The organism is Myxococcus sp. CA039A, assembly GCF_013336645.1.
Taxonomy (GTDB): Bacteria; Myxococcota; Myxococcia; order Myxococcales; family Myxococcaceae; genus Myxococcus; species Myxococcus llanfairpwllgwyngyllgogerychwyrndrobwllllantysiliogogogochensis.
Window position 1 is genome coordinate 1 of the sequence record NZ_JABUMQ010000143.1, and the last position, 26445, is coordinate 26445.

20 protein-coding genes and 2 pseudogenes are annotated in these 26445 nt (G+C 65.3%); 8 read left to right on the plus strand and 14 right to left on the minus strand.

Annotation, left to right across the window (positions count from 1 at the left end):
* The 3 genes and pseudogenes from HR086_RS23565 to HR086_RS23575 all read right to left on the minus strand — a co-directional run.
* Nucleotides 1–487 (minus strand): DDE-type integrase/transposase/recombinase (locus tag HR086_RS23565; protein WP_174466717.1); only part of this gene is annotated, 487 nt, incomplete at its 3' end.
* A complete protein-coding gene (locus HR086_RS23570; protein WP_174462879.1) occupies nt 484–1044 on the minus strand; it encodes a transposase in 561 nt (186 codons plus the stop codon). The genes HR086_RS23565 and HR086_RS23570, both read right to left, overlap by 4 nt.
* Before the next feature lie 79 nt (nt 1045–1123).
* Nucleotides 1124–1336: pseudogene (locus HR086_RS23575) on the minus strand (transposase); the annotation flags it as partial.
* Nucleotides 1337–1859: 523 nt separating this feature from the next.
* Between HR086_RS23575 and HR086_RS23580 the strand changes: the two are divergent.
* Together HR086_RS23580 and HR086_RS23585 are read left to right on the plus strand one after the other, a co-directional pair.
* Nucleotides 1860–2756, plus strand: coding sequence for a hypothetical protein (locus tag HR086_RS23580; RefSeq protein ID WP_174466718.1), 897 nt, complete (start codon nt 1860–1862; stop codon nt 2754–2756).
* A 961-nt stretch (nt 2757–3717) separates the two neighbouring features.
* Entirely contained in the window at nt 3718–5871 is a 2154-nt protein-coding gene (locus HR086_RS23585; protein WP_174466719.1) for a hypothetical protein, read from the plus strand.
* 227 nt (nt 5872–6098) lie between these two features.
* Here HR086_RS23585 and HR086_RS48645 read toward each other — a convergent pair whose 3' ends face one another.
* A complete protein-coding gene (locus HR086_RS48645; RefSeq protein ID WP_254624250.1) occupies nt 6099–6722 on the minus strand; it encodes a hypothetical protein in 624 nt (207 codons plus the stop codon).
* Between the two features lie 371 nt (nt 6723–7093).
* A complete protein-coding gene (locus HR086_RS23600) occupies nt 7094–7288 on the minus strand; it encodes a hypothetical protein (protein WP_254624251.1) in 195 nt (64 codons plus the stop codon).
* A gap of 390 nt (nt 7289–7678) precedes the next feature.
* Here HR086_RS23600 and HR086_RS23605 point away from each other — a divergent pair, with 390 nt between their 5' ends.
* On the plus strand, nt 7679–7879 hold the full coding sequence (locus tag HR086_RS23605; protein ID WP_174466721.1) for a hypothetical protein: 201 nt from the start codon (nt 7679–7681) through the stop codon (nt 7877–7879).
* A gap of 152 nt (nt 7880–8031) precedes the next feature.
* Here HR086_RS23605 and HR086_RS23610 read toward each other — a convergent pair whose 3' ends face one another.
* Nucleotides 8032–9516 (minus strand): tetratricopeptide repeat protein, encoded by a 1485-nt coding sequence (locus tag HR086_RS23610; RefSeq protein WP_174466722.1) that lies wholly within the window; start codon nt 9514–9516, stop codon nt 8032–8034.
* Between the two features lie 178 nt (nt 9517–9694).
* On the minus strand, nt 9695–10111 hold the full coding sequence (locus HR086_RS23615) for a hypothetical protein (protein WP_174466723.1): 417 nt from the start codon (nt 10109–10111) through the stop codon (nt 9695–9697).
* 355 nt (nt 10112–10466) lie between these two features.
* On the opposite strand from HR086_RS23615, the gene HR086_RS23620 reads away from it, so the two are divergent.
* Nucleotides 10467–11432, plus strand: coding sequence for a serine protease (locus HR086_RS23620; protein WP_174466724.1), 966 nt, complete (start codon nt 10467–10469; stop codon nt 11430–11432).
* Nucleotides 11433–11682: 250 nt separating this feature from the next.
* Here HR086_RS23620 and HR086_RS48650 read toward each other — a convergent pair.
* The 7 genes and pseudogenes from HR086_RS48650 to HR086_RS23655 all read right to left on the minus strand — a co-directional run.
* Nucleotides 11683–11902: pseudogene (locus tag HR086_RS48650) on the minus strand (transposase); the annotation flags it as partial.
* Between the two features lie 1662 nt (nt 11903–13564).
* The gene (locus HR086_RS23630) at nt 13565–15229 is read right to left on the minus strand and encodes a TIGR02996 domain-containing protein (RefSeq protein WP_174466725.1); all 1665 of its coding nucleotides are present in this window, start codon (nt 15227–15229) and stop codon (nt 13565–13567) included.
* Nucleotides 15230–15319: 90 nt separating this feature from the next.
* The gene (locus tag HR086_RS23635; RefSeq protein ID WP_254626444.1) at nt 15320–16504 is read right to left on the minus strand and encodes a hypothetical protein; all 1185 of its coding nucleotides are present in this window, start codon (nt 16502–16504) and stop codon (nt 15320–15322) included.
* A gap of 121 nt (nt 16505–16625) precedes the next feature.
* Nucleotides 16626–17471, minus strand: a complete 846-nt coding sequence (locus HR086_RS23640) for a helix-turn-helix transcriptional regulator (protein ID WP_174466727.1) — start codon at nt 17469–17471, stop codon at nt 16626–16628.
* Nucleotides 17472–17643: 172 nt separating this feature from the next.
* Nucleotides 17644–18081: a DUF1801 domain-containing protein gene (locus HR086_RS23645; protein WP_174466728.1), complete on the minus strand. Its 438-nt coding sequence runs from the start codon at nt 18079–18081 to the stop codon at nt 17644–17646.
* Between the two features lie 326 nt (nt 18082–18407).
* A complete protein-coding gene (locus HR086_RS23650; RefSeq protein ID WP_174464056.1) occupies nt 18408–18956 on the minus strand; it encodes a hypothetical protein in 549 nt (182 codons plus the stop codon).
* A 175-nt stretch (nt 18957–19131) separates the two neighbouring features.
* Nucleotides 19132–19749: a cadherin-like domain-containing protein gene (locus HR086_RS23655; protein WP_174464057.1), complete on the minus strand. Its 618-nt coding sequence runs from the start codon at nt 19747–19749 to the stop codon at nt 19132–19134.
* 632 nt (nt 19750–20381) lie between these two features.
* Here HR086_RS23655 and HR086_RS23660 point away from each other — a divergent pair.
* The 4 genes from HR086_RS23660 (at nt 20382) to HR086_RS23675 (ending at nt 26154) form a co-directional block, all read left to right on the plus strand.
* A complete protein-coding gene (locus tag HR086_RS23660; protein WP_174466729.1) occupies nt 20382–22034 on the plus strand; it encodes an ISL3 family transposase in 1653 nt (550 codons plus the stop codon).
* 294 nt (nt 22035–22328) lie between these two features.
* Nucleotides 22329–23798 carry a hypothetical protein gene (locus HR086_RS23665; protein WP_174464058.1) on the plus strand — a complete coding sequence of 490 codons (1470 nt, stop codon included), beginning with the start codon at nt 22329–22331 and terminating at the stop codon, nt 23796–23798.
* Nucleotides 23799–24260: 462 nt separating this feature from the next.
* Complete coding sequence (locus HR086_RS23670; protein ID WP_371823600.1) at nt 24261–25847, plus strand: hypothetical protein; 1587 nt, start codon at nt 24261–24263, stop codon at nt 25845–25847.
* A gap of 109 nt (nt 25848–25956) precedes the next feature.
* Nucleotides 25957–26154, plus strand: coding sequence for a hypothetical protein (locus HR086_RS23675; RefSeq protein ID WP_174466716.1), 198 nt, complete (start codon nt 25957–25959; stop codon nt 26152–26154).
* Nucleotides 26155–26445 lie beyond the last annotated feature (291 nt).

The window sequence follows — 26445 nt, forward strand, 5'->3', positions numbered from 1 at the left end:
CCATGATTCGCCGGCTGAAGACGTCCACCACCAGGTACAGGTAGAGGAAGGCGCCCTTCACCGGGCCCTTCAGGTAGGTGATATCCCAACTCCAGACCTGGTTGGGCCCGGTGGCGGTGTGCTCGGCCCGGGGCCTGGGCGTGGGCGCCCTGGCATGGCCTCGGTGAGCCAGTTGCCCCGCTTCGCGCAGCACCCGGTAGAAACTCGCTTCGCTGGCGACGTACTCGCCCTGGTCCGCCAGTCTGGGGACTATCTGCTTGGGCGAGGCGTCCCGGAACTCCTCGCTGTTGGCCACCGCCAGGATTCGGCGCCGCTCCGCCTCGGACAGCCGGTTGGCCGGACGGGTATGTGGTCCGCACCGCCGGTCCTCCGCCGTGGCTGGCTTCCTCCAACGCTGAATGGTGCGCGGGGCCACCCCGAGACGCTCGCAGATGGCCTCCAGGCGCACGCCCCTCTCCAGGGCCTCGTCGACGTGGGCGAGCGTCATTTCTCGCTCTTCTCGTCCGCTGCGTCGTCCTCGTCGCCCGAGTGCCTGTCGTCCCACCCCATCGCCTGAAGTTTTTTTTCGAGCACCAACAGCGCCGCCGTCTCCGCCAGCGCCTTCTCCTTGCGGTGCAGCTCCCGCTCGAGCTCCTTCACCCGCTTCTCGGCGGCGGCCAGCCGCTTGCGCTCCTTGGCCGGCAGCGGCTCGCTCGCCGTGCCTGAGAGCGCCCCCGCGGCCGCCTGCTGCCACTCTCGCAGCTGCGCTTCATGCAGCCCCTCTCCACGCAGCAACGCCCCCAACTCCTCGCCTTTGAGCGCCTGGGCCGCCGCCAGCACGCGCAGCTTCTCCTCGGGTGTCCACTTCTTCGGCCCAGCGGGCGGGGCGGACTTCTTCTCGTCGGACGGGGGCGCCATGGCCGCTACCCTATTCGCCGCTCGCAACCACTGCGACAACGTCGGTTGGGACACTCCCACCTGCCGGGCCAGTGTCGAGGCATTCACCGCGCTCGGTCCCACCATCCGCTTCACCATCTGCGCCTTGAATGCGTCTGTGTACGGCACTTCAACCGCCTGCACTCGCCCCCTTCGGGTGGTCAGCTCGGCATCTCAGCCGAGGCGACTTCTTCCCTGACACAGGGGGCTCAGCCAGCAGCTTCTTCAACCGGGCATTCTCCGCCTCCAGTTGCTTCAGCCTCTTCGTGTCGTTGGCGTCCATGCCCCCGAAGCGCTTGCGCCACGCGTAGACCGTGGGCTCGCTCACTCCATGCTTCTTCGCGGTCTCCGGTACGGACGACCGCTCCGCCTCTCGCAGAATGGCGACCATCTGCTCTTCGCTGAACCGACTCTTCTTCACTGCCTGCCTCCGTGATGTCCGGAGACGGCATCCTCTCAAGCTTCAGGTGGTCCGAAAACCGCAGGGCATGTCACACCCACTCCCGCTATCCGGCGCCGCGCACCGCAGCTCCCGGCTCCTGAGCCGCACATTACGGACCTCGGGCTCGAGGAAAGACTCTAGGCAGTTCACTGGGGCGAGCCGCCACCGGCGTTCGGCCGCGCGGCCTTCGCTTCCCCAGGAACTAACCATGAGGAAGGCCAGCCAAGACACCAACCGGAAGCACGACAAGGTCATCTGCGGGCGCGAGAAGCCCGCGTGGTCCTATCGCACAAGGTGCGCGATAGCAGTCCCCAAACCGCCTCGCGCTCTGCACCTAGAGCTACTGAAAGACGAACGCTCCTGAATGAGGCTACACCTCTCTCCAAAAATTGAAGCACCGCGCAACCAGCAATCGACTTGTTCGATGGCACGCTCTGAACTGCTGGACTTCACGGCCAGTCAACTATAGACCAAACCCAACCTCTCACTCAGCGAGCTCGCCATGCTCACCGTCCGCGTGCGTCTTGTTCTTGTCGCAGTCCTATCCCTCATCACCCCCTCAGCTGCGATGGCCGCCAATGCCGTCGCGGGCACTACGTATCATGGACAAACCATCACTGCTCCGCCGGGGACGAGCGTCAGCGATTGGAACATCCTGCTCGTTCCCAGGAACATGGGTTTCCAGGAGATCTACTCCGAGGACGACAATGCCCTCCTGCGCTTCGAGGTATCGGCTTCTCCTCTCAACAACGTTGCGTGGTCGGTCTGGGCCCGTTTCAAGTATCGTAACAGCAGTGGGCCTGGCACTTGGTATGTCGGCAGCGTCGACTTTCTGCTGGTCCGCAAGGCGTTGAGCGTCGCCGGTACGCTCACGCATGGTGAGAACCTTGCCGTGCCATCGGGCACGTCGATGGCTGACTGGAACATCATCGTCAGTCCCGCGTCGGCCGGCATCGAAGAGCCCGGCCTCGAGTTCGACAATGCCCTGCTGCGGTTCTCGGCGTCCTACACCATCGTCGACAACTTCACCTGGCAGCTCCAAGCCCCCTACAAGTTCCGCCATACCAACCAGGGCCTGTCGTTCGTAGGCGCAGGCCAGGTGAGCTACCTGCTGGTCTCGCGCAACGCGAGCTTCACTGGCTTCGCCTCGAATGGCCAGACCTTCGCCACGCAGGGCAACACCGCCGTGAGCGACTGGTCGGTGCTCGTGCTCCCCGCGAGCGTGGGCTACGAGGAAGTGGGCAGCGAGGGCGATAATGCCCTTCTGCTGTTCGATAGCAACGTTCAGGTCTTGGACAGCTACAGGTGGCAGGCGTTCGGCGCATACAAATACCGGTATCATAACGGCGGCGGCGTCTGGTATGGAGAAACGCTCAGCTACATCGCCGTCCGCAACTGATTCAACGGCTGGGTTGGCCCTCTCTCCAGGGCCAACCCAGCATCCCCCGGGACTCATTTGTGGACTCAACCGCTCCCGTGGACACCAACGAAGAGGGAGGCATCTGTCACTCATCACACTGAGAGAGGGTGAGCTTGTCAGGCAGATTCACTCCATCAAGAAGCGTGTGTTGCCCTCGGGGAGGGTGTCCTTCGATGCCGAGCGCACCAGCCGCGGGCATGCGGACAAGTTCTGGGCCGTGACATTTACCTGCCAGAGGGAGCACGAACCGGAGCGACGCAATACTGGGGATATCGGAGTCCGGGTGATTGGGTGAGCACGCGAGTCCTTGCTCCCCAACTCCGCGAGCAGTCGACCTGTCCCCTGAACCGGATCCCCTCCAGAAGGTGGTCCGCCCGGCAGAGGTTGCTGGGCGACAATAGACCATGGACAGCTCTCTACGTGGCACTGCTACTTGGAGCGTCTCAATCCCAGTTGAGGACGAGTCCGGAGAATGTGGGGGCACTGGACTTGGCGAGCCCGGACGATGGGGAAACGCTGGGGCTATGAGGGTTTCCGCGTCGGCCGTCACTACGACGCGGAGTACCGCGTCGTCGATAGTCCCTGTCGCGTTGCCCAGCAGGGCGCGCCGAGGAGAGGCAAGCGCACTGGTCGGATTACTGGTGCAACTTTACAACCACAGCCTCAGAACCCAGAGAGGGTTGAGATCCTGGATTTTCGTGGTAAGTGCACTTGCGCCGGACGTTGTTGTGCACGCCCGACAAGTTCAGGGTGGGCGCTTTCTTGCGAGTTCTCTCAAGAGACCGTCCTCTGCTGGGCTTTCAGACTTCTCTCCATGAAGGGCTGCGGCCGGAATGGAGGGAACTTCGGACTGACAGGGAGATAAGCAATGACACGCGGAAGAAGTGGGCTTATTGTTTTTGCCACAGCAGTACTGTTATCCACTTCGTGTGGATTTCTCGTGGATGAGCCCGGGACGCCGAATCCGGATTCGGTCGGTGCCGTCCCCCTCGAGGCCCCTGCGACCAGGGACAGAGAAAGTCATGAACTGGTTTCTCGCGAGGCGGCGCTGACAACGACTTCCGTTCTAGGGCGCTTTGCTCGCTACTGCGGCAAGGTCAACAGCCATCAAGGCGCGGATGGCGCATGGCTGGCGGACCCGGACTGTTCCTCGGGCTGCAACGTCGGCGGATTGGCTTACTGTCAGAAGTTCTGGCCCGGCTCCACGACCATTCAACAGGTGGCTGTTTCAGAGAAGGCGAATAATGTCTGGCGCAATGCCGGGTGTAGCCCTGTCGTTGACGACTGGGATGGGCACGACGAGTTCGAGTGTGTGGGGTCTGCTGTCTGTGGTGATGACACCTGCAATAGCGACAGCGGTGAGACGCCTTCGTCTTGTCCTGCTGACTGTGGCACGTGCGGGGACGGGGTGTGCAACAGTGGGGAGAACTATGTCCTGTGCTCTGCGGACTGCGGCGTAGCAAGTTCGTGTGGGGACGGTGCCTGCAACAACAACGAGACGAGCATTACGTGTGCCTCGGACTGCCGGGCGCCCAGCCTTGTCACCAATGCGGACTTTCCGGCCGGAGTGCTCCAGTTCACCACGGAAGAGGACTTCAACTCCCTTTTCCACACCCTCGCAGCCAATTCAATTGCGGCCAATTCGCTGCCAAGCGGATTCGCAAATCTCAAATCCTACCTAGCTCAGTTCCCGGTCAACGAGACTACCTACGAGGTGGATCGAGCCGAGTATCTCCGAGACTTGAAACAGCACATCGCAGGCGACGCACCGTTGCGGGAATTGGTCAATCCCGATCTTCAAGTACTCGCCGGCGGGAAAATGTATCAATTTACAGACATCGGACTGTTCAAGGTCGACCTCGACAAACTATCCTCATTCAGGACGTGGCTGAGTGCGAATCAGGAGCGTATCGACTTCGACCCCACGTTCACTGCGGTGCCCGGTGAAACCGCATTGGGGGACGGCCAGTACCAAGTGGCCGCCGGAATCGTCCGCATCGACCTACAGCAGGAAAAGATGGCGGGAAGCGACACGACACCTGTGGCACCAACACTGGCACCATCCAGCCTGGGACCCAATGACCTCGTGCTCGGGAAATTCGTGCGCTACTGCGGCAAGGTCAACAACCACCAGTCACCGGGAGGTAACTGGACGCCAGACCCGAACTGCAGCTCGGGCTGTAATATCGGCGGTCTTCCTTATTGCAAGAAGTTCTGGCCGGCATCGACAGCCATTCGCCAAGTGACTGTCTCGCCGAAACAAAACACCGTATGGACGAATGCTGGCTGCGCCCCCATCATTGACGACTGGGATGGGAACGACGAGTACGAATGCGTTCAAGAAAACGTGTGCCAATCGACCCCAACATTCATCAATGACTCAGTCGGCAGCGGGTTCAACAAAGAAATTTCCACCTCATTTGGAGACAGGCGCTTCATTCTCAAAACCAGAAAGACCAACCTAGTCCTCTTCCGCTCAATCTCCATGAAGGGGAAGTTGCAGCGAAGAAAGAAGGCTTGGTTTGTACAGTACTGGGGCCCCTCATACGCGGACGAACTCGTAATTGGCATCGACAACATGGATCTCCATACAAGCCACATCTTCCCAACCCCGCAAACCTTCGGCGCGCCAAACCGCCCGAACTTCACCGGTATCTTCAATTTCAAGATCGGGAACTGGACACTCGATGTCGCGGGGATTCAACTAAGCCAGACTTCTCGCAGGCTCATCTTCACCCAACCAGAACTCGCAAGCTTCATCAACAGCCAATTCAACAGCCTCCTTGGAGGCATAGCCAACAACCTCTGGACTCAATTCGAACACAAAATCATCAACGCTATCGACCCAGGCTACGTGGCACGACTCGCCGCCTACACCAAGAAGGTCGACAGCCTAAACGAGCAGAACAAATTCAGAATCACCCTGGGCCAAGCAGAGAAAAACCAAGGCTACAGTCACGAGCATAACTGGGTATTCGACTGGAACGTGATGGTGGGAGCAAAGCCATACTCCTATGACATGCGAGCCGGGAGCTTTTACGGAAAGGCCCGTGTTGGCTGCAATTGGTATGGGCTGCGCATCGTCCGACAATAGCAAGGCGTTCCTCGGCGAGGCACGCAATACTGTTTATATGGGTGCATCACCCATGTAGTAGTTACTGAGAAGGGAACGGCCACGACTTCGCCAGGACTCTGACTAACAAGTTCCAACATCTGCCGGCAAGAAACCTGGCCACCTGCTGGGCTGAAATAGCAGGCGGCCAGCGGCGAGATGTGCCAGGAGGACGGAACACTTGGTACTACCTTTGTGGTTCTTGATCTTCACGCACGCCTGCCGCCTGAAGGGGTACGTCGAGCAGATGCGGCGCCACGTCCACACCTCGTTCCGCGTCCACCATTCCGGAGAAGGATGGAGGCAGAAGACGTCGCGCAGCTGGCCGAGGCCACGGTAGCCGACACCGTCGAGCCGTAGGCGGCGTTGGACTCCAGCACCAGCACCTTGTCCGTCTCCGCATGGTGGTCCGCAACGAGGAAGGTGTGCCCCGCGCCCCACTGACTGCGCCACCCCTGGATGAGTGTCCAGGGGTGGGGCGGCACATCCGCCGACGGTGCCACCAGGGCCATGCCGGACTCGACGGCCGCCGTCACGGGGGAGAAGTAGTCCTGGCTGGAGGCAATCATCATCTGCCGATGGCGACGCGCGTCCCACGAGAAAGCAGCGCCGTGCGCCTCGGAGAAGGCCTTCACCCGCAGGGCCTCGACGAAGGTGCAGCAGTTGTTCAGCCGGGGCGGCGCCAACGGGACACGGACGCCCGGCAGCGCCCACGGGTAGTACACCCGGCTCACGTTGTACCTGTAGTCAGGGGACGCCCCCAGGAGCGCGATGAGACGCTCCTCCAAGACGGCCAGCGGCTCGCTCTCGAACGACAGCCGGACCATGGCCATGCGCGCGCTCCTGGGAGACGAACGTTGCGTAGCGCTGGGTGCGCCAGCGCGTGCACACCCAGGTGTCGAGCGCGCTCAGTTTCGGCACCAGTAGTCGGGCGTAATCGGTGTCGGGCGTGGGGTGGCGGGACTTCTCCTCGAGCACGAGATAGTCGCCCGCCTCGACATAGCCTCCAGGCTGCGTGCTCGTGTCCGGCGGCGCGAAGCCGCGCAGGCTCGCTGGCAGTCTCGCAACGCGGTAGGTGTCCATGGTGTCTCCTCCACGTCGAAGTGGGGCTTCAACGTGTTGGCCATCGACAAAGAGACCGAGTCGGTCCTGCCATGAGGAGCGGGGTTCGTGCGCCCCGCTCTCCACGCGGACGCAGCACGCGTCAGGGCATCCAGTCCGCATCGGGCGCGCCATCGTCGTCGGCGCGCCACGCGCCGCAGTGGACGCAGAACACCCATCTGGCGTAGCCGGCCAGGGCGGCAGGGTGCTCGGGGTACTCTTCGGCCGTCACGAGGTAGTCGCTCGGATTGTGCGCCTCGTCCTCTCGCTCCGAGCACGGGCACGGGCACGTCGTCACGCCTGCCGCAATGGCAGCCACTTCGCCAGCGTGCGCGTCGCCAAGAGTGTTCTCTTCTCGCTTCAAACACCCTTGGCCTGGATTCATCGTCGGTCCCTCCCAATCTTCTCTGTGAGTCTCGGAAGAAGAGGCGCCTCCACGCATGCGCTTCGGCTCGCGCGTGGGCTCCGTCGTCAGCCGCAGGTGTTGCCAATAGCGCTCTGTCCCCCGACGAAGGCAACTCATTGATGCGCAGGCCCTGAGCGAAAATGCGCGCGCCGGATGTCCCCGAAATCGGGCCCGAGGCATTTGTCCTCGCTGGAGGTGAGGCGCGCGGCTCCCAACGCCCTCGCACATCGAGGGCGCCCCTCCCACCGCGCGCCTTGCCTCCACTTGGTCCGGGAGGCCCGTGTGCAGAGCGTCGTCCGAGTCTTCGTCCTTGCCTCCCCCTCGGGCGCGCCACACCCCGGGCCGGAGTTCACCGTCGAGGCCTCCACCCACGACGGACTGATGGAGGCAGTCCACGCCGAGTTGGCGGCACGCGGCCAGCGCGCGCGCGCCGTCTCTCACACCCCCACTGGCCTCCTGGCTTACGTGGAGGAGCGCTCGTGACGGTTGTGCCTACCCAAAACTCGGTCGCTGCAGCATGAGTGCGTCAAGACCCCGTCAAGCAGCGCGTCAAGGCGAACGAGCGAGGCGCGCGCCGTCATCGTTCTTCCTTGGTCGGCAATGCGCGAGGCGGGCTCGTGGCACGAGACTGCGGCTCAGTGAACCAGGTGCTGGCCGGTTCCCGAGTGGAGTAGGACCCGCGCCATTGCCGCGGCGACCAGGTTTCCCCCAGGCTCCATGGCCTCGTGGAGCATCCTGTCCCGGTCCGCCGAAGGCGCGGCATCGGCCGCGGACTCGATCAACAGACGCGAGCGGATGTCTGGCTCCTCCGCCTGTGCCAACCCCACCTCAAGCGCCGTCCGTGCCTCGTCCTTCCGGTCGAGCGCCGTGAGCTGCCGGCCCAGTTGCAGTTGAAGCTCGGGCACTCCCGGTGCCTCGCCGATGGCCTGGCGCGTGAGTCGCAACCGGTCCTCCGCTCCCAGGTTCGGAAGCTCGAGCGTACGCATCACGGTGAAGGCCAGGTACGGAATCCTTCCGGCGGCAATTCCAGCGGCCAGCCAGCGCTCGGCGCGACACCGGTACCAGCCCGGCGCAAGCGCCTCCACCTCGTCGTACCAGGACACGGCCTCGCTCGCGCGATGGAGGAGGAGGAGCGTGACGGCCCCTTCGTAGCGGGGCTCGGGCGAGTAGGCGTCGATACGCCGTGCCTCCTCGAAGAGCGCAAGCGCCTCCTCGTAGCGGCCCTGCCCGCCCAGCTCACGGCCTCGCTCGACCAGGGCCGTGGTGCGCGCGAGGTCGAGTCGATTGCGGCAGAAGATGAATTGCAGCTTCCCCTCAATGAGCGCGGGCAGCTCGTCCAGTTCGAGGGTGACGCTGTCGAGTTCCGCCACCACCCGATTGAGCGGCTCACCGGCCCGGACGATTTCGGCAACCTTCCGGATGCGGCGGGCCCGCGAATCCTGGCCCACCCGCTCCAGCGCCACCGCGAGTTCCATGGCCACGCCTGCAGCATCCACTCCCTGTCCCAGGTAGCGGTGCGCCTCGAAGCTGTTTTCCAGGTAGGCGACGACGCCCTCGTCGTCACCGGCCCTCCGGCACAGGTCAATCGCCTGCCGGAAGAGCGGAAGCGCGGTCTCCACCCGGCCCTCCTGGAAATGACACGCAGCCATCTGCCCGAAGGTCATGGCCTTCATGGACTCGGCGCTTCCTCCCGACAGGCCCTGGATTCGCTCCGCCTCGGGAGTGAGCAGCGATAGCGCACCTTCGAAGTCCAGCCCGCGCATGAGCGTGTTGGCGCGCTCCCGTGTCTCCTGCCAGCGCACGATGGGGTTATCGGCGGGAGTCCCCATCATCCGCTGGAACATTTCGGGCCGGTTCCGAGTCTCCGCGAGGCACTGAGCGATGCCGATGAGCCCCTGGCCATAGCGCTGGAGGTGTGTCGGCTCCTTGCGGACGCTCTCGGGAACCGTCAACCAGGCAGGGTAGTGCTCGAGGAGCAGGGCTTCGTGCTCGGCACAGAGCCGGATGAGCGCGGCGTCATTCTGTGATTGCACAGCATCGAAGAGCAACTCGCGCACAGCCTCGGGCGAGGTGGGTGCCGGCCTGCCCGCGCGACCGAAGAGACGATTGAAGATGCCCATGTAGCGAGGATACGCGAGCGAGACCGTTTCACGACACTCCGATGCACTTCTTTCCTACCCGTGCCGACCCAACCTCGGCCGCTGCGTCCTGAGCGCGTCACGGCCTTGTCGAACCGTGCGTCACTGCGAGTGAGCGAGGCGCGCACGGCAGAGGCGACAAACTCCCTGACACAGGGGGCTATTGGGCTGCCCTGGCGACAAGAACCCCGTGAAGACTGCCCGGGAGACGGGTGAGGCCGCGCTCAGTGAAGACGATGTAGCCTTGATGCGGAGTGTAGCTCGCCTGCTGGATGCGTCCCTCCTCTACCCTGAAGTACCCTACGATGTCCTTGGGTGCCGTGCGCGCCCCACTTTGCGACCACCGCTGGTCCACGATGTAGAGCCACCCACTGCCCATGCGACGGGCCTCCTCCTGTGCGGCCGAGTCCTGTGGCGTGTAGTCGCGGACGACTTCGTGGATGAGTGCGACAAAATCGGGTTCTGGCGTGAATGCAGACAAGTCATCAGGGTTGCCACCAAGGGTACCGGCAATGGCGCGGCGCGGAATCCCTCCAACCACAGCCACTTCTGGAGGCAAGAGGGAGATGACTCGCACGGTCCTCTTCTCGTTTTCGAGCCCCCTTGCACGACTCGTCCACTCGAGAAGTCTCTTCCAGAGTCCCATGAGGGTAGCATATCAGCACAGTGCCCCATGGACTCGGGCAACTGTCCAACCTGAAGTTGCCCCGGTTCCGCGGAGCGGTCCCTGGGTCGCTGTGGTGCACGACGCTCTGGGGTTGACGCTGCTCCTCGGCTGACATGCCCTGCTCCGCCGACGTCCGGGCCCAAGAAGTAGCGCGGCCTCCCCGATCTATTTCCTCTCATTACGAGGTTCCGCGTATTGAGTCGTTCCCCTGCCAACCATGACAATGGCGGTCCTCACCCGCAGTCGTCATTGGAAAGGCTGGCCGATGCCATTCGTGTCGCGGAGTCGAGTCGCTCTTGCCGTCGCGGTGTTTGGATTCCTGGGCGCGGTCCCCTCCACGCGAGCCGCGCCCACCGCCGACCCGGCGGACAACACGAGTTCCTCCACGCTCGCGTCAGCGCTGGATGAGGCTCGCATCCTCGCCTACTGGACTCCGGAACGGATGGCCTCGGCAATTCCCGCGGAGCCCCCCACGACGTCCGGCAAGGCGCCCATCAGCCTCAAGCCCGTCGCGCCGGAGAACGTGAGCCGCACCGTGGACGGCGCCGAGCCGCGAGGCGGCCTCGCGCCGCTGGCCGACATTCATACGATGAGCGGGAAGGTCTTCTATACGGACGGCGGGCAGAACTACGTGTGTTCGGGCAGCACGGTGTACAGCAATGGCAGACGGGTCGTCTTCACCGCGGGACACTGTGTGCATGGTGGCGGCTCCGGTCGCAACTGGTTCAGCAACTGGGCCTTCGTCCCCAACTACCACTCGGGTTCCCCCCACGGCACCTGGACGTCCACCAGCCTTTGGTCGAAGAACGGGTGGACCAACAACGGGGACCGGGCCTACGACGTGGGGGCCGCGGTGATGAACGACCGTAATGGCACGCGCATCGTCGATGCCGTGGGGGGACAAGGCATCAAGTGGGGAGCTCCCTACGGTGCGTACATCTACCAGTTCGGCTACCCCGCGGCCCCGCCCTTCAACGGCTCCCAACTGCTCTTCTGCCAGGGCGGCACGTGGAACGAGGGCGGCTTTCCCTCCATCTCCTGCAACATGACCGGCGGCGCCAGCGGCGGGCCCTGGTTGGAAAGCTATGGTCAGAACTACTGGGCCTATCTGTACTCGGTGAACAGCTGGATGTTCTGGGACTCGGACCCCACCATGGTCAACAAGTGGCAGGGCCCCTACTTCAGCTACGACACGGCGGGCAGCCTGTATGACGCCGTGAAGGACCTGTAACGCGCCCCTGTGCGTACCCAAAGTTTGATCGCTGCGTCATGCATACGTCAAAGGTAGGTAAGCGCAGCGCCTACGGGGTCACCGAGTTCCTGGAGCGGTAGAGAGGGGCGGTGGAGCATTGGGGATAGGGCCTTGGGGCAAAGCAACCTGCCGCTGCACGCGGCCGACTCGACACCGCCTGCGGAGGACTGTCGCAGGCGGTGGACGCCAGCCGGGCGGGCCGCGATTGGCCACAGGAGCCCCAGGACAGGGCCTCGCTCAGCCAGCAGCTTCTTCAACCGGGCATTCTCCGCCTCCAACTGCTTCAGCCTCTTCGTGTCGTTGGCGTCCATGCCCCCGAAGCACTTGCGCCACGCGTAGACCGTGGGCTCGCTCACTCCATGCTTCTTCGCGGTCTCCGGCACGGACGACCGCTCCGCCTCTCGCAGAATGGCGACCATCTGCTCTTCGCTGAACCGACTCTTCTTCACTGCCTGCCTCCGTGATGTCCGGAGACGGCATCCTCTCAAGCTTCAGGTGGTCCGAAAACCGCAGGGCATGTCACTCCCTATCTGCCTGCTGCAGTTCGAACCGTTGCATGTCAGCACTCCTACCTTGGCCAACACGCCACTCCGGCAGACTTCATTCGGGCGGAGGACTGGCGTCTGTGTCGCACGAAGGCCGCCCCGGGGTGGCCTGCCTCTGAATTTGCTCATCGCGGCGGGCATTTGCCGCACAGATATTCCCCGTGCTAAATTTTGGAGCGCAGGGGACCCCGTCAGAAGGAGTTCGAGCATGAACAGTCGATTGAGGAAGATCGCTACGACCTGCGGGTTGGTGGGCGGCCTGGTGCTGGCTCAGGCAGCAGAGGCGTCGTGCCAAAACATCTGCGTTCGGGCTTACAAAGACTGTTTGGCACACACGTCAGACCCCGCCGTATGCGTAGCAGAGCACGCCCTCTGCCTGGATGACTGCAGTAGCGGTGGTGATTCCATCACCGGCCAGCAACAGCTTCTGAAGGAGCAACCTGAACCCCAGCAGTGCGAGCGCTCCCCAGTGCAGCAGCGCGAGCTGAGCGCGCAGGCGAATCCAGCGTAACCGGGCAATGTTCGCGCAGGAGGCGCCTCGGAAGGCGCCGCCTTTGCGCTGTCTTTGGGAGGCATCCGCTTCCGGTTTAGCCGCTGCTCCCGAGGGAAGCGGTGAGCGTCAAGGTAGTTGTCGCGTGAGAGGGTTCAGCCGATGCGCTTCAGCTCCTGCACCACATACGGCGAACCCTGACAGTCTGCACTGGCCCCCGGTGAGGCGCGGCGCTCCCTCCTACCGCCGTGGTAGCGGTGACGGAGCGCCTCGACCCTCATCACCTCCAACCGGCCGGTGGAGCCGCTGGGGATGGGGCCGCCCCAGGCGGAACGTGAGCATGCGTCCCGTGGCGGGGCAATCCACCACGGGACGCAGCTTGCGCGAGGTGGCCCAGGTTCTACATGTGCCCAGGCTGACACCTGGGCACTGAGTTGGAAGGACTCCGCAACGCAGAGTCCGACCTTCTCCTATCGAGCAAACTCCTCTGGAAGCTCCCAAGCAAAAACAACAACACACCCAGCATCGCGACTCACCACCACGCGATACCTGCATCCAGGAAACTCTGCGACATCCCCAGCGGCGAGCTGGGCGACCTGCGTGCCGAATTCAATCTGGCATTGCCCGGCCAACACGTAGCACGTACCGGCCCGCATTGCGCCAGCGAAATCCTCCCCCGGCGAATACCGATTAACGCGCACCCGATATTTCCTCGCGGGCAAGTGCAGGGCACGCACACTCTCTTCCGAGAGTGGTTTGCTGGAGAGTTCGGACCAGCGTCGCACCGTGAGCTGTTTGGGTTCCATCATGCACCTCATTGCGGGAAGGTGATGCCAATCCTGGCGAACGCAGCCCGAGCAAACGCCACGCCATCCTCATCTCAATTCCAGACATACAATGACACGTTCACTGACGCACGCGGGCACTGGACCCGAGATTCCGGGAGCCGCAGCCGGTGAGCGACACGCCCGCCATGCGGCCAACAGTCCGGCGAGCGTCTGCTCTTCGTCGTGCCGGGCAGAGGCCTCCGCGGCGCGCTCCAGGTGAGCGTACACGTTGTCATCCACGTCGCCATTCTACCGCAAGGCAGACACGCTCACCCATTCGACGTGGGAGAAGCCAGACGTGGCCCACCGCAGGGCGTTGACGCTCGCGGCGTCGACCTGGCGATGACAGCGCACCCGCAGGCCCCTCTTCCCGAAACCCTCCGCCGCGGAAAGGAGCCTCCAGAACGACTCGCCAGCCCGGGCGCTCACCAGCGTCACCTCGATGGGCACCTTGTCGCCCGGGCGCACCGTGAGCGTCCAGGCTCCCGGAATGGTGGCATCGAAGCGCTCCAGCTTCGTCGCCAGCGTGGAGGTCGCGCACAGGCGCACGTCCTCCTCGTGCCCGGCGTGCAACTCCAGCCACGACAGGTTCGGCCACAGGGCCAGCCTGTCGAATACATCCCCCAGCGCGGGCGTGCGGTACACTTGGTCCGCGACAGACCCCCACAGCTCCAGCCGACTGACGGAGGGCGGCGGCCCCATCAAACGGGCCCAGTACGGCTCCACCCGTCGCATCCGCGTCACGCCCCGAAGATGCGGATGCGCGAGCCACTGCGCGTGGACCACCGACCAGGCCACCGTCGCCCAGTCGATCTCCCGCACCGTGCTCCAGGCCGGTCCCGGCTCGGGGAGAATCAGAGAGGCCGCCTCCTTCGCCATCCGCACCGCCACGGGAAAGCCCCGCTCGAAGCGGGTCGCCCCACTATCGATGTGGCCCCCCAGCGGCATCTCCCAGCTCCGGAGGTGCGTCGCGAGCAACTCGTCGATGCGCTCCTCGTCAGGAGTGGGAGAGCACTGGAGCACGATGAACTCGCCCAGGGGGTCGCCCGTCTCCATCAACTGGTCCGCCATCACCAGCCGCACGTCGTCGTCCTCGGGGTTGGCATAGACACGGGGCAACCACGTCTCCCGGATGGTGGCGTTTCGCGACTCCTTCTCCGCGCGAACACGCAGGGCCTCCCACAGCGCCGCGAGCAGCTCCCCCGCCTTCGCGTCGAGTTCCCGCGGCACCCAGTCACGCCCCAGGCTGATGACGAAAGACAGCCGCGCGGCCGAGGCCCAAGCCTCCGGCATCATCCGCTCATACAGGGCCTCGAGGGGCTCGACGTCGAAGGGCGGCCCCACGTGCCGGAGCGCCGCGCACAGCCTCAACACCCGCTGAGGCTCCTCCGCCGAGGGGAGTCGCGCGATGGCGAGCAACCCGGGGATGAACCGGGGGTCGGGCAGGCAGTCGAGCAGGGCATCGAGCCGCGCATCCACCTCGCGCGGCTGCCCCTGCGCCCCCAGCCCGCGAGCCAGGTCCCGCGCCGCGCGACGAGCCTCCGCGGACGCCCCCTCCCGCCCCGCATGCGTCGAGTCGAGACGCGCCTCGAACTCCTGGGCGAACAGGACCAGCTCGCTCGCGCGACACTCGCGCCACGCATCCATCACGGCGCCGAAGGCCTCTTCCTCCTCCTGCCGCGCGAAGCACTCCGCCGCGCGCTCCAGGTAGCTGTGCAGGGCCTCGGTCACGTCGCCAGCGTATACCGCCTGAAGATTTCCAGCCTCCGCACAGGCGGCGACATGCCCGCCAACGCGAGCGGGCCCATCCACCTCCACGCCGAGCCTCCGCGTCACGCCGCCCAGATGCGGAGGGGCGAGCCACTCGAGGAACCCCGCGTCGCCCTTCCGCTGATGCCAGTCCAACCCCCGCACCGTCCGCGGGCATCTCCACCTTCGAGGCACGGGCCGCACGGAAGGCTTCTCCCGACACGCCGATGCCCGGGGCCGCGCGCGCCTGAGGGCCTATTCTTTCAATGCCTTCACGGGATAGTTGCCGGTGTAGGAACGAAATCGCTGCTCCAGCTTCCCGGGCACGAGCACGCCCGTGTCGAACAGCTTCAGCAGGAAGCCCTCGTACGTCGTCCACTGGGAGAAGTCCGCGCGCCGGAGCTCCTCATAGAGCACATAGGCCAATACGTGCATTCCATCGTCGTGGTCGCGGAAGAAGGCCGCGCCCGTGAGCGGCTTGCCGTCCCTCGCGCGGAGCAAGCCCTGGCGCTCGCTGACGAAGACGTCGATGGCCTCGGCGCAGTCCTCCTCCGTCAGCCCCTGGGCGGTGGTGTAGCCGAACGCCGGGTCGTGCTCACGCACCAGTCGCTGGAAGTACGGGTCCGCCTCCAGGGCTGTCAACCGCGCGTCAATGGCACCCTCGCGCTTGAACGGCGGGTGGAGCAGCTCATGCACGGCGGTCTTCACCGTGACGCTCAGCGGATAGGTGAGGTCGGTGAGGAAGTTCCAGCCCGTCACCCGGATGCCGTGGGGTTTGACGAACTTCAGCACGTGGGCGTTGAGCGCCTCCACGTGGAGCACCCGGCCGAGGACGTCCTCGTCCCAGCCCACCACGTCATGGGGTGCCAGTTGGACGCCGAATCGCGCGATGGCCTGTTCCACCTGGGGCAGGTACTCCGCGCGCCAGATGCGCGAGAAGCCGATGCGCTGGAGGAAGGCGAGCAGCACACCCAGGTCCTGGCGCACGTCCTCCATCTCGGTGAAGTCGGAGTCCTCGCTGTAACTCGTCGCCTCGAAGTCCCGACGCATCGCCTTCCAGGCGGCATCGTCCGACACCGTCCTTGCCAGGTCTTCCACGGTGGTGGCACCCGTGACGGAGAAGACGAGCGTCAGATGGGGACCCACCATCTTCCCGGCCTGCTTTCCCATCCGCTCGGTGAGGTGCGCGAGAGCGGCCTTCTCCCTGGGCTCCAGGAGGGCGGAGAAGCGCTGAAACTCCACGGGATAGTACTTCGTGTAGAACGCGTCGCCACGGAGCAGGTTCAACAGACAGAGGGCGTCGTAGGCCTCGGAGGGACGCAGCACCCAGTGCGTGCGCCCGGCCTCCACGCGGGTGATGGCCGGCGCGGGAGATGTGGGGACCTCCTGCCGTGAGACGCAGCTGGCGGATGCCAGCCACAGCGTGGCGACGAGGGCCACTGTGGGTACTCCCCAGCGGGCGTCGGAGGTCGGGGAGGAAACGGGGACGGTGGAGGCGAGCGGGTCCGGAGTCATGGCGCTGAAGCTGACCCCGCCCGCGCGAGGATGTCTTGGACGGAACTCATCCCGTTGGACGAAACGAACGGCCCGCGAGCAGGCGCCGGTACTCGGCCGGTGCCAGGTGGAGTCGGCGGCTGAATTCGCGCGTCATGTGACTCTGGTCGTAGTAGCCCGCCTCCAGCGCGATGTCGCTGATGGGGTGCGCCGTCTCTCGCAGTGCCCGGCTGGCGCGCTCCAGTCGGGAGCGGCGCAGGTAGTCGACGGGAGTGCATTGGAAGAACTGGCGGAAGGTGCGGCCCAGTTGCGTGGGGCTCACCCCCGCCTCGCGAGCCAGTTGCGCGAGCGTGGGAGGCGGCCCCCGGACCGCATCAAGCAACTCCCGCACCCGTGCGAGCCACGCGGGAGGAGCCGATGCCTTCGGGGGCGTCGTGGCGCGCACGGCCTCAGCCAGCAGCTCCAACGCCAGCCCTTCGATGGCCAGCGCCGTCATGTCATCCCCGTGGCGGAACTCCTGATAGAGGCGCGCGGTCAGCGTGGACAGTCGCGCCGACGCAAGCTCCATCCGGCTGTCGAGCCGGGAGACGAGGGGGTAGCGCGACCGCCAGACCGCCTCGGAGAAGTCGACGTTGAAGGTGCGGGTGAGCCGACCGGCGATGCGCTGCTCGTGGGCGACCTCGGGTGCCTGGAAGGCCACCGACCTGGGAGGACATTGCCGGGCGCGTCCTTCCAACACGTCGGTGAAGCCGCCTTCCAGCGTGAGCCGGAAGCCCGCGTGCCGGTGCCGGTGAAGAGGGAGGACGACGTCGGGAGGATAGGTGCTCTCCGTCAAGACGAGCCCCGCCACCTCCAAGCGCTGGAGCGGTGTGCCGAGATAGCGACCAAATCCAAGGACGGGTGTGGAGGACACGAAGCCCCTATGTACGGCCCGTGAATCGATTGCAATCTCCAGGCTCCATCCAGGAGCCCAGGTCAAGCGCGCCGCACCCATGGCGAAGGGAAGCCCACTCCGGCCGTGCAGGAGCTGAAGCGCATCGGCTGACCCCTCTCACGCGACAGAGTGTGCCGGGCTCCGCTTTTTCCTACCCGTACTTCTCGCTCATGTGCGCCCACGAACGCGTGGCCAGTTCGCGCAGCACCTTTTGATCCACGTCGGCGAGTTTGTTGATGTAGAGGCAGCTCTTTCCGTTCTTGTACTTCCCCAGCTTTTTCATCAGCGGTTCGGACGCGAGGAAGCCTGGCACGATGTAGAGCACGGTCGCGCCCTTGCGTGGGCTGAAGCCGATCTTCGGCCAATCCGCCTCGCCCATCGTGTTCGTGTATTTGTATGAGCCATAGCCGATGATCGACGACCCCCACATGGCGGGCTTTTCGCCGGTGACCTCGCGCAGCATCTTGTCAATCGCCTTGGCGTCCGCGCGCCGGGCGTCGTCATCGACCGCGGCGATGAATTCGGCGACGGAGGCCTTGTTCTTCTGCGTTTTGACTGGCGCCTTCTTGGCTGCGACTTTCTTGGCCATGAGCGTTCCTCGTGACTCGGGGGCCTCACGCTACGCAATCACGCGCGGCAGCGGAAGCGTCAGACGCGCGGCGCACAGGTCCTGTGCCTCCCCAAATCCGGTCGCCCAATGCCCGCGCCGAGCCGACCTCAGGCGCACCGCCTGAGGTCATGTGGGAACCACGGTCGCTGGTTCAGGGTACTCGGCGCCCGGCAGGCACTGGACTTCGTCAAGCACCTCTCCGTGGCCCAGCCTGCTGAGGTAGTGCCGCGCGCCGCGGTTCCGGACGCTCGTGGCCATTCAACGCCCCGACGTCCCCCGACCAGCGCGAGAGGTCATCAGGTACGTTATTGAAGATTGAACCAGCCGCCCTTGCTGTCGTACCCAACGCCGTTGTGCTCGCTGAACTCGATGATGATCGTCCAGTGACCGTGGCCCCAGTTGTAGAAATAAATCTTGAGCATGGCCTCCTGGCCCGTCGGGCCCCACGGGCCCGTGAGCGTGCCAGCCAGCACCGACACCTGCACATCGCCGTTTGGTAGCTCGTAGGTTGGCAGTTCGCTGACGATGACGTCGGAGAGCGAACTCGTCGCGAGTACCAACGCCTCGACCGCGAGCGCGCCTTCTTCGTCACTCACGACGTGGGGGGCGAGATTCGGGGCTCGCCCCTCGGCCAGCGCCTGGCGGACTTCCGACGCGCTGGCACTGCCCACTGTGTCGAGCAGCACCTCGCCACCCGCCACCGGAATCGACCACACACAACTCGGGAAGCCGGACGGCGGCAAGCCCTGCTCCGCACACACAGCCCCCGCGGCAGAGGTGGCGGCGACGCTCGTGCCCGAAGACATCGCCATGACAACCAGTGTGACAACCAGCGGGTTTACTCTCGTATTCATGAGTCCTCGTGTATCGGGCGGCCGCACCAGCGACGCCCGTGATGGGTCCCTGCAATCGAGGCAGGCCGTCGACTGACCGCGTGTCCTGTTACGTCAGATGGATGCGCAAGCAGTCTCGAGCCGACCTCAGGGAACAACATAGTCCAGAATGCCTATCAAGTGAAACTGAATTGCATCAGCATTTCAACAACGAAAATACAGACACATGAACTCCTCGTCCGTGAAGCGTTGGTTCATCGTGGCCACGAGGTCTCTCTTCGAGCGCGGACGACATCGACGCCCCAGGCAGCTCCACGCCCCTGCGCCAGAAGCCCTGAGTCATTGCACTGGAAGGGGTCCATGCAGCCACGTCGTCGGTACACGGCCGCAGCGTCGAAGGCCGTCTGGTTATTGTTCGTGTTGATGGGAATCTCGAGTTGTCAGGACGGGACATCGTCGGGACTTGAGGCGATGGGGACAGCACGGAATCCTCGGGGGTGGCCAGGGTATCGGCGACCGCTGCGGGTGCGTCGTGCACGGGGTTGACCTGGACGCTCACCATCCCGGTGTCAGTCAGGCGTCCATCCCACACCGAGTACTCGAACGTCGCGGTTCCGGAGAAGTCCGCCTCCGGGATGAAGGTGGCGGTGCCGCCGACCCACGTCACGCTGCCATGGGTCGCCGTGCCAACGGAGGTGAGCGTGAGCGAATCGCCGTCCGCGTCGAAATCGTTGGAGACGAGCGACGCGCCTGGAATCACCAGGACGGTGTCCTCGTAGAGCGTCGCCAGGTCCTCGCGTGCGGACGGGGCCACGTTGGACGGAGGGGGCTTCTCCCCTCCTCCACAGGCGGCGAGGGCCACGGAGACAAAAAGGACGGAGCCCCGGATGCCGGGGAAGAATCCTGGGGTGCAGGCGAATTGCCGCGGCCACCGTACGGAAGTGCGGCTCAGGTACAAACGAACGAGTTGATACGCCACCATGCCCCTCAGAGAAAGAAGCCCCCTTCCCGAGAAACCCAGAGGGGTGCTGCCCCCATAACGGGGCCCGGAGGCGCAAGTCGCAGAGGAAACCAATTCACTCGACCTGACGCCGGCAGCCCGCGGGTCGCCAGACCACGGAGAGCCGAGGAACAGCACTCGAGGCTCGTCCGGACTTCAGCCCCTGTGCCTCCCTGATAACCTCGATCATTGAGAAGACGCGCATGCCCGGGCGACCCGCGCCGCTTGACGCCTGGCCAGCTCTGCGCCCCTCGGCCTTGAACTTTCCGAAAACTCTCGGCGAGGTCCGCGGGGCTTGTTCAGCTTCTCTTCGTTCGCGGACCGCCCGTGCTCCTTCCATCACATCTCGGGTGTCCACGGAACTGGCTCTCCCGCACTTCGTGTGGCTCCCCTCTGGGGAGTAGGCAGACGCGGCAAGCTGCCAGCGGGGCGAATACACCCAGGGAATGGAAACGCTGTACCCACTTCCTGGGTGTCGGGTGGACCGGGTGGCCCACGGTAGCGCGGCGGGTGTCGTCCTCGGGGTGCGCATGGAGGGCACGGGAGCACGATGTCCCTCCTGCCAGACGCCCAGTACCGCAGTGCATGGTAGCTACGTCCGACGCCCGGCGGACCTGCCAGCTGCGGGGCGCGTCGTGCAACTCGAGCTGCGTGTGCGGCGCTTCTGCTGCCGAAACCCGGACTGCGCCCGCCGCACGTTCGCGGAGCGGCCGGTGCGCCTGGTGGCCGCTCAGGCTCGGCGGACGCGTCGGCTGGCCACCGCGCAGTGCGCCGCTGCAATCACAGCCGGAGCAGAGGCTGGGGCCAGGCTGCTCAAGCCCCTGGCCATGCCCACCAGTCCCGATACCCTCCTGCGGCTGATTCGCCGCGCTCCGCTGCCTGCTCCCAGCCCCGCTCGCGTCCTCGGCCTCGACGACTGGGCGCTGCGCAAGGGACGCACCTACGGCTCCATCCTTGTCGACCTGGAAGAGCACTGCGTGCGGGACGTGTTGCCAGACCGCTCGACTCCCACGGTGAGCGCATGGCTGCGCCACCACCCCGGCGTGGAAGTCATCGCCAGAGACCGGTCGACCGAGTACGCACGAGCGGTGGTGCTGGGCGCTCCAGAGGCCCAGCAGGTGGCGGACCGCTGGCACTTGCTGCTGAATGGACGGCAAATGATGGAACGCTGGATGACCAGCGCTCACCCCCGACTTAGAGCGCTACCAGCCGTTTCGAGCGGAGACACTCCTCCCGCGCGTCGTCACACCAGCTTCTCGCGAACTCACGCCGAAGCTCACGCCCGAGCGGAGAGCCGCTCCCGGCATGTCGCTGCATATGAAGCCGTACAGCGCCGTCACCTGGCGGGAGAGCCCCTGCTGAGAATCAGTCACACACTGGGACTTGCGCGAGGGACGGTGCGCAAATACGCCGCCGCCGAAGTCTTCCCTGAGCGCGCGGCGCGCGTGCCTGGACCGAGCATCCTCGACCCTTATCTGGAGTACCTGACGCGGCGACAAGCCGCGGGGTGTGAGAACGCCCGCGAACTCTGGCGGGAGATTCGCGCCCAAGGCTTTCGTGGCACCTCGCGGCAGGTCCACCGTTGGCTCCAGGTGCGACGGACCGTTCGGCCTCGCTCAGGGGCGCGCGGATACCCCGGCGGCAACTGGTGGTCGAAGGGCACGAGCACTGACGCACTCCCCTCGCCGAAGCAATTGGCATGGTTGTGCGTGAAGAGGCCCTCGGAGTTGACCTCCGCGGAGACCGCGACGTTGGCGCGCATTGAGCAGGATGAGGAAGCGTCGCGTGTCGTCGCATTGACCCGGCGGTTCTGCGAACTCGTGCGCTCGCGGGGCGTTTCACAGCGAGCAAGGCCAACGAGGTCCTGCAGGCCCTTCGAAGCGTGGTTGAGCGAGGCTCGTGCGTGCGGAGTACGCGCGGTGGAAACCTTTGCGGAGGGCCTCGAAAAGGATGGCGATGCCGTCCGGGCTGCCCTGACCTCTCCCTGGAGCAACACCCAGGCCGAGGGCCAGATCACGAAGCTCAAGCTCCTCAAGCGTCAGATGTATGGCCGCGCCAACTTCGACCTATTGCGTCGTCGAGTGCTGCTCACCGTCTGAACCTACGGTCCACACGAAGTGCGGGAGAGCCACGGAACTGGGCGACTCCCAGTACGGCCAACGGTGGCTGCGAGGACATCCGCAGCGGCCTCGTCTTCGCCGTCATCCCAAGCGAGCTGAACTGGAACGACGCCATCTGGGACTCGGCGCTCGCGGGCAGTTCCCCCTCCCGGCGTCAGCGACTCCGGCCGGCCCTGGGAATGTCTGCCTTCGCGCGGCGACATGCGCTCCAAGGCAGTTGCTGCGCATCCTGGTGGCTCCCACCGTTGTCCTCCTGGCCCTGGAGGGAGCGGCATGCACTCGAAGTATGGCTTTGCCCTGGTGTGTCTGGTGTTGATGGGGTGCGCGGAACCAGACTCAGCGCCGGATACCGTCAAGGCCCAGGCCTGCGCGCCGGGCGTGGCCCAGCGGGTGAAGGTCGTCATGCCTCCGGGCGACGACCCGCCCTGGGACGAGCCCGCACCCGTGAATCTGGTGGACGCCCAGGGGACCCTCTACTTCGCCGTGAACTTCCGCGATGGCCGCAGCGCGCTGTGGCGCAGCGACGGCTCGGATGCGGGCACCTTCCCGGTGAAGTCCTTCCCGGCGGTGACACCCCGGCGGAACAGGGGCCTCGGCGGACTGGTCCCTGTGGGCAGCCAGGTCTTCTTCCAGGTGTGGAACCCCGACACCGGCAAGGAGCTCTGGGTGAGCGACGGCACGGAGGCCGGCACGCACCTGGTGGCGGACCTGATGCCGGGGACGGCGGACTCCTCCCTGCGCCTTCCCACCGCGCTGGACGGCGCGCTGTCGTTCTTCCGGCTCACCCCGGTGGCGGCGGGGACACAGGTGGAGTTGTGGCGCTCGGATGGGACGGACTCGGGCACGGTGCAGGTCGTGAACTTCGGGGTGCTCGCCGCGCTCCAGGGGCAGAGCCTGAGGGGGGGCGACGCCCTGCTCTTCTTCCTCGTCGGGCCCGGCAGCGGCACCGCGCTGTGGCGGACCGATGGCACGGCCTCCGGGACATCCTTCGTCAAGCGGCTGGACGCCGACGTGGTGCCCCTGGGTGACGTGCGGAGCCCCGACAGCGGAGCCCCGGGATTGTTCACGCTGCTCGACGGCCCCAACACGGAGGTGTGGAAGACGGATGGCAGCCCGACCGGCACGGTGCGCCTGGACACGTTCGGCCGGAGTATGCGGTTGCTCGGAGCGCTGGGTTCGTCGGTGTATCTGACGTCGGCGGATACAACCACGCGGCGCATGGGACTGTATCGCCTGTCCCTCGCTGGCGGAGGCAAGAGCACCGTCAAGGTGCTGCCCAATCCCTACGCGGACATGGAAGGGACGACGCCCTACCTGCAGAACACGGCCAGCTCCGGCGGGCGGCTCTACTTGTCCGTGGCCATCGGCAGCCCCTTCCCCGGCCCCGCCGCGCTGCGCGTGGGCCTCTGGGTGACGGATGGCACCGCCGAGGGGACCGTGCAGCTCCCCGTGGAGCTGAGCATCTCGGAGTACTACTGGTCCCCTCTCTACGCCACGGGCATGGGCGCGGTGCTCTTCGGCGGGGACACGTCGCCCCTCTCCTACAACGAGCCCTGGGTGACGCGGGGCACGGCCATGTCCACGGGACAGGCCGCGGACATCGGCGGGGGAGGCGCGTCTCCCCAGGGCTTCGCCCGCGTCGGGGAGCGGGTCTACTTCAGCGCGAAGGACGACACGTTCGAGCCCCAGTTGTGGTCCCTGCCCGCCGACCTCGCGTGTCCTCCGGGCCCCGCTCCGGAGTAGGCGCTCGCCCCGCGCGTCAGTGGCGCGGGAGTTCCAGGGGCGCTCATCAGACGGGAGCCAGGTGGCTGGGAGATGACCTTGGCTTCGCGAAGAAGGGGGAGCGCTCGGTGGGAGTGTCCCGGCGGTGTTCGCGGAGCTCGAGAGCGGCGGATGGCCGCGGGGGGCCCGCGCGAAGTAAGGTGGCTGGTACACCTCTTTCCTTGCCCGCCGCTTCACGTCCATTTGGGAATCCTCAGATTCGCAGGATTGCTTCTCGTCATGGCGGCCTGTGCGCCCCGTCCCGTGCCTGTCATTCCCGCCCCTTTCTTGAGTCCCGTCGTGGTGACGGTTCCCAGGCCGCTGCTCACGGTGTTCCGCCATGAACCGGATGGGACAAGCGCTGAGTTCGGGCGGTTACCACCAGGGCCCGAAGGCTTCACCCCACCTGACACAGGCACCTGGTACGCAGAACCCTTGCTCCCCGTGCGTACCGACGCGGACGCTCGCGAAATCGCCGCCGTGTTGCGTGAGTACCGAGTGCCCGAATTGGGCTTTGGCTCGGTCGGCGTTCCAGCCCCCGGGCTGCTCGCGGCCCTTCTCCAAGGGTCCGGCGTCGTCGCGCTTCAGTTGTCTGGCACGGACTTCGGCAATGCGCACCTCGCCTCGTTGGAAAGCGAGACTCGACTCGAGGCCCTGCACCTCAATGCCACCCAGGTCACCAACACGGGGCTGGCTCCTCTCAAACGAATGCGACAACTGGCGGTGCTGCGGCTGGACGAAACGTCCGTCTCGGACACAGGCCTTGCGTCGCTCTGGGAGCACACCACCCTGCGTCGAGTCTCCCTCGCCGGAACGGCCGTAACCTCCCAAGGACTTGGATTCCTCGCGAGGCAACCGGGGCTGGAGGAACTCGACCTGTCTGATACCGCAGTGGACGACGCCGTCCTCGCATTGTTGCCGGGCGCTTCGTTGCATACGCTCAACCTCAGCGGCACGAAAGTCTCGGATGCCGGTCTCCGCTGCATTGACGCCATGCCCTCCCTCAGGCGGCTGGGCCTCGCGCGTACTGCTGCCTCGAACGCCAGCCTCGTGCATGTCGGGGGACGACGTGAACTGGAAGCCCTCCACCTGGGCAGCACGCGGGTGACGGACGCTGGGTTGCTCCACCTCGCGAAGCTGCCCGCGCTTCGTGCGCTGGTCCTCAGCAAGGCGCGAATCCGAGGCCCAGGCCTTCGCCACCTCGCGGGCAGCTCTCGACTGGAAGCGCTTCACCTCGACGACACTCTCGTGGACGATTCAGCGCTGCGCCATCTTCGGGGACTCAATGAGTTGAGAGAGGTTGACCTCTCGCACACGCTCGTGACGGGCACGGGACTTCAAGAGTTGAGTGCCTTGGTGACGCTCGAATCCCTCGGGCTCTCTGGACTCGCGCTGACTGACGGGTCCCTCACGGCACTCGCGCCCCTCAGCCAACTGACGCGGCTCGCGCTCAGCCACACGCCGATTGGATTGGAAGCGCTGAACAACCTGGGGGCCCGCCCACGCCTGAGACACCTGGACTTGAGCAAGACCCGGTTCACTGACGAATGGGTGCCCGCCATACGCCAGGCCTTTCCCGGCCTCCATTCACTGAAAGCCGAACGCACCCTCCTGACGGACGTAGGGCTGGGCCAGTTCGCTCACTTGACAGAGCTGGAGGCAATCCATGTCGCGGGGACGCTCATCCGGGGTACCGGCCTCGCGAGCCTGCACACCCTTGCGCGACTCACGACGCTCGACCTCGGCGCGACCAGGCTGGACGCAGAGGGCCAGAAAGCGCTTCAGGAATTCACAAAACTCGTCTGGCTGAGCCTCGCCGGCGGCCAAACCGGGGACGAGATACTCGGCCACCTTCCCAGTTCGCTCCGAACCCTCTATCTGACGCGCACGAAAGTCACTGACGCGGGCCTCCCGGCGCTGCTCAGACTGTCACGCCTGAGGGAACTCGACCTGCGCGGGACCGCGGTTTCCGCAGAGGCCCAGAGCGCCCTGATACGGGAACGCGGCATCCACCTCATCACCGGGCCGTGAGCCGATCGTGGGCCGCCTCCACCCTGTATCAGGGACGAAGTCTCCTCGGACGAGCCTTCCTGGGTTCTTTGTACTCAGCGTACGGATTTCGCTGGCGCGCGGGCCCCCCGTGGCTAATCTCCGCCACGGCCAGCACCGGGTTCGTACGACTGCGCCACAGCGACGAGTCGCGAGCGACGGCGGGTTCTGCCGGCTCTACGACGACGTGGGCTTCTCGGGGACCTACAAGGGCGGAGGGCCCTATGCCCCGCTCTCCTACTCCTCGGGCATCGAAGATGAGTTCAAGGTGACGGTCTGCTCGAAGTAGCGAGCACACCGACGACACCCGGCGATGCGGTCCGGCGCCTCGAACCGGACCGCCATTGCCCGGGTGCTTCGACGACGACAACCCCGTGCATCCTCACACGAGGCTGCAGTTGCGTTCCCCCATCGAGCCCCGGCGCGCGGTATCACCCCACTGAGCGTGTCCGTTTTGACGGCTCTCCCGCACTTCGTGTGGTTCCCGTCTGGGGCAAGGACAGATGCGGCAAACGGCCAGCAGGGCGAATACACCCTGGGAATGGAACCGCTGTACTCCCTTCCTGGCTGCCGCATGGAG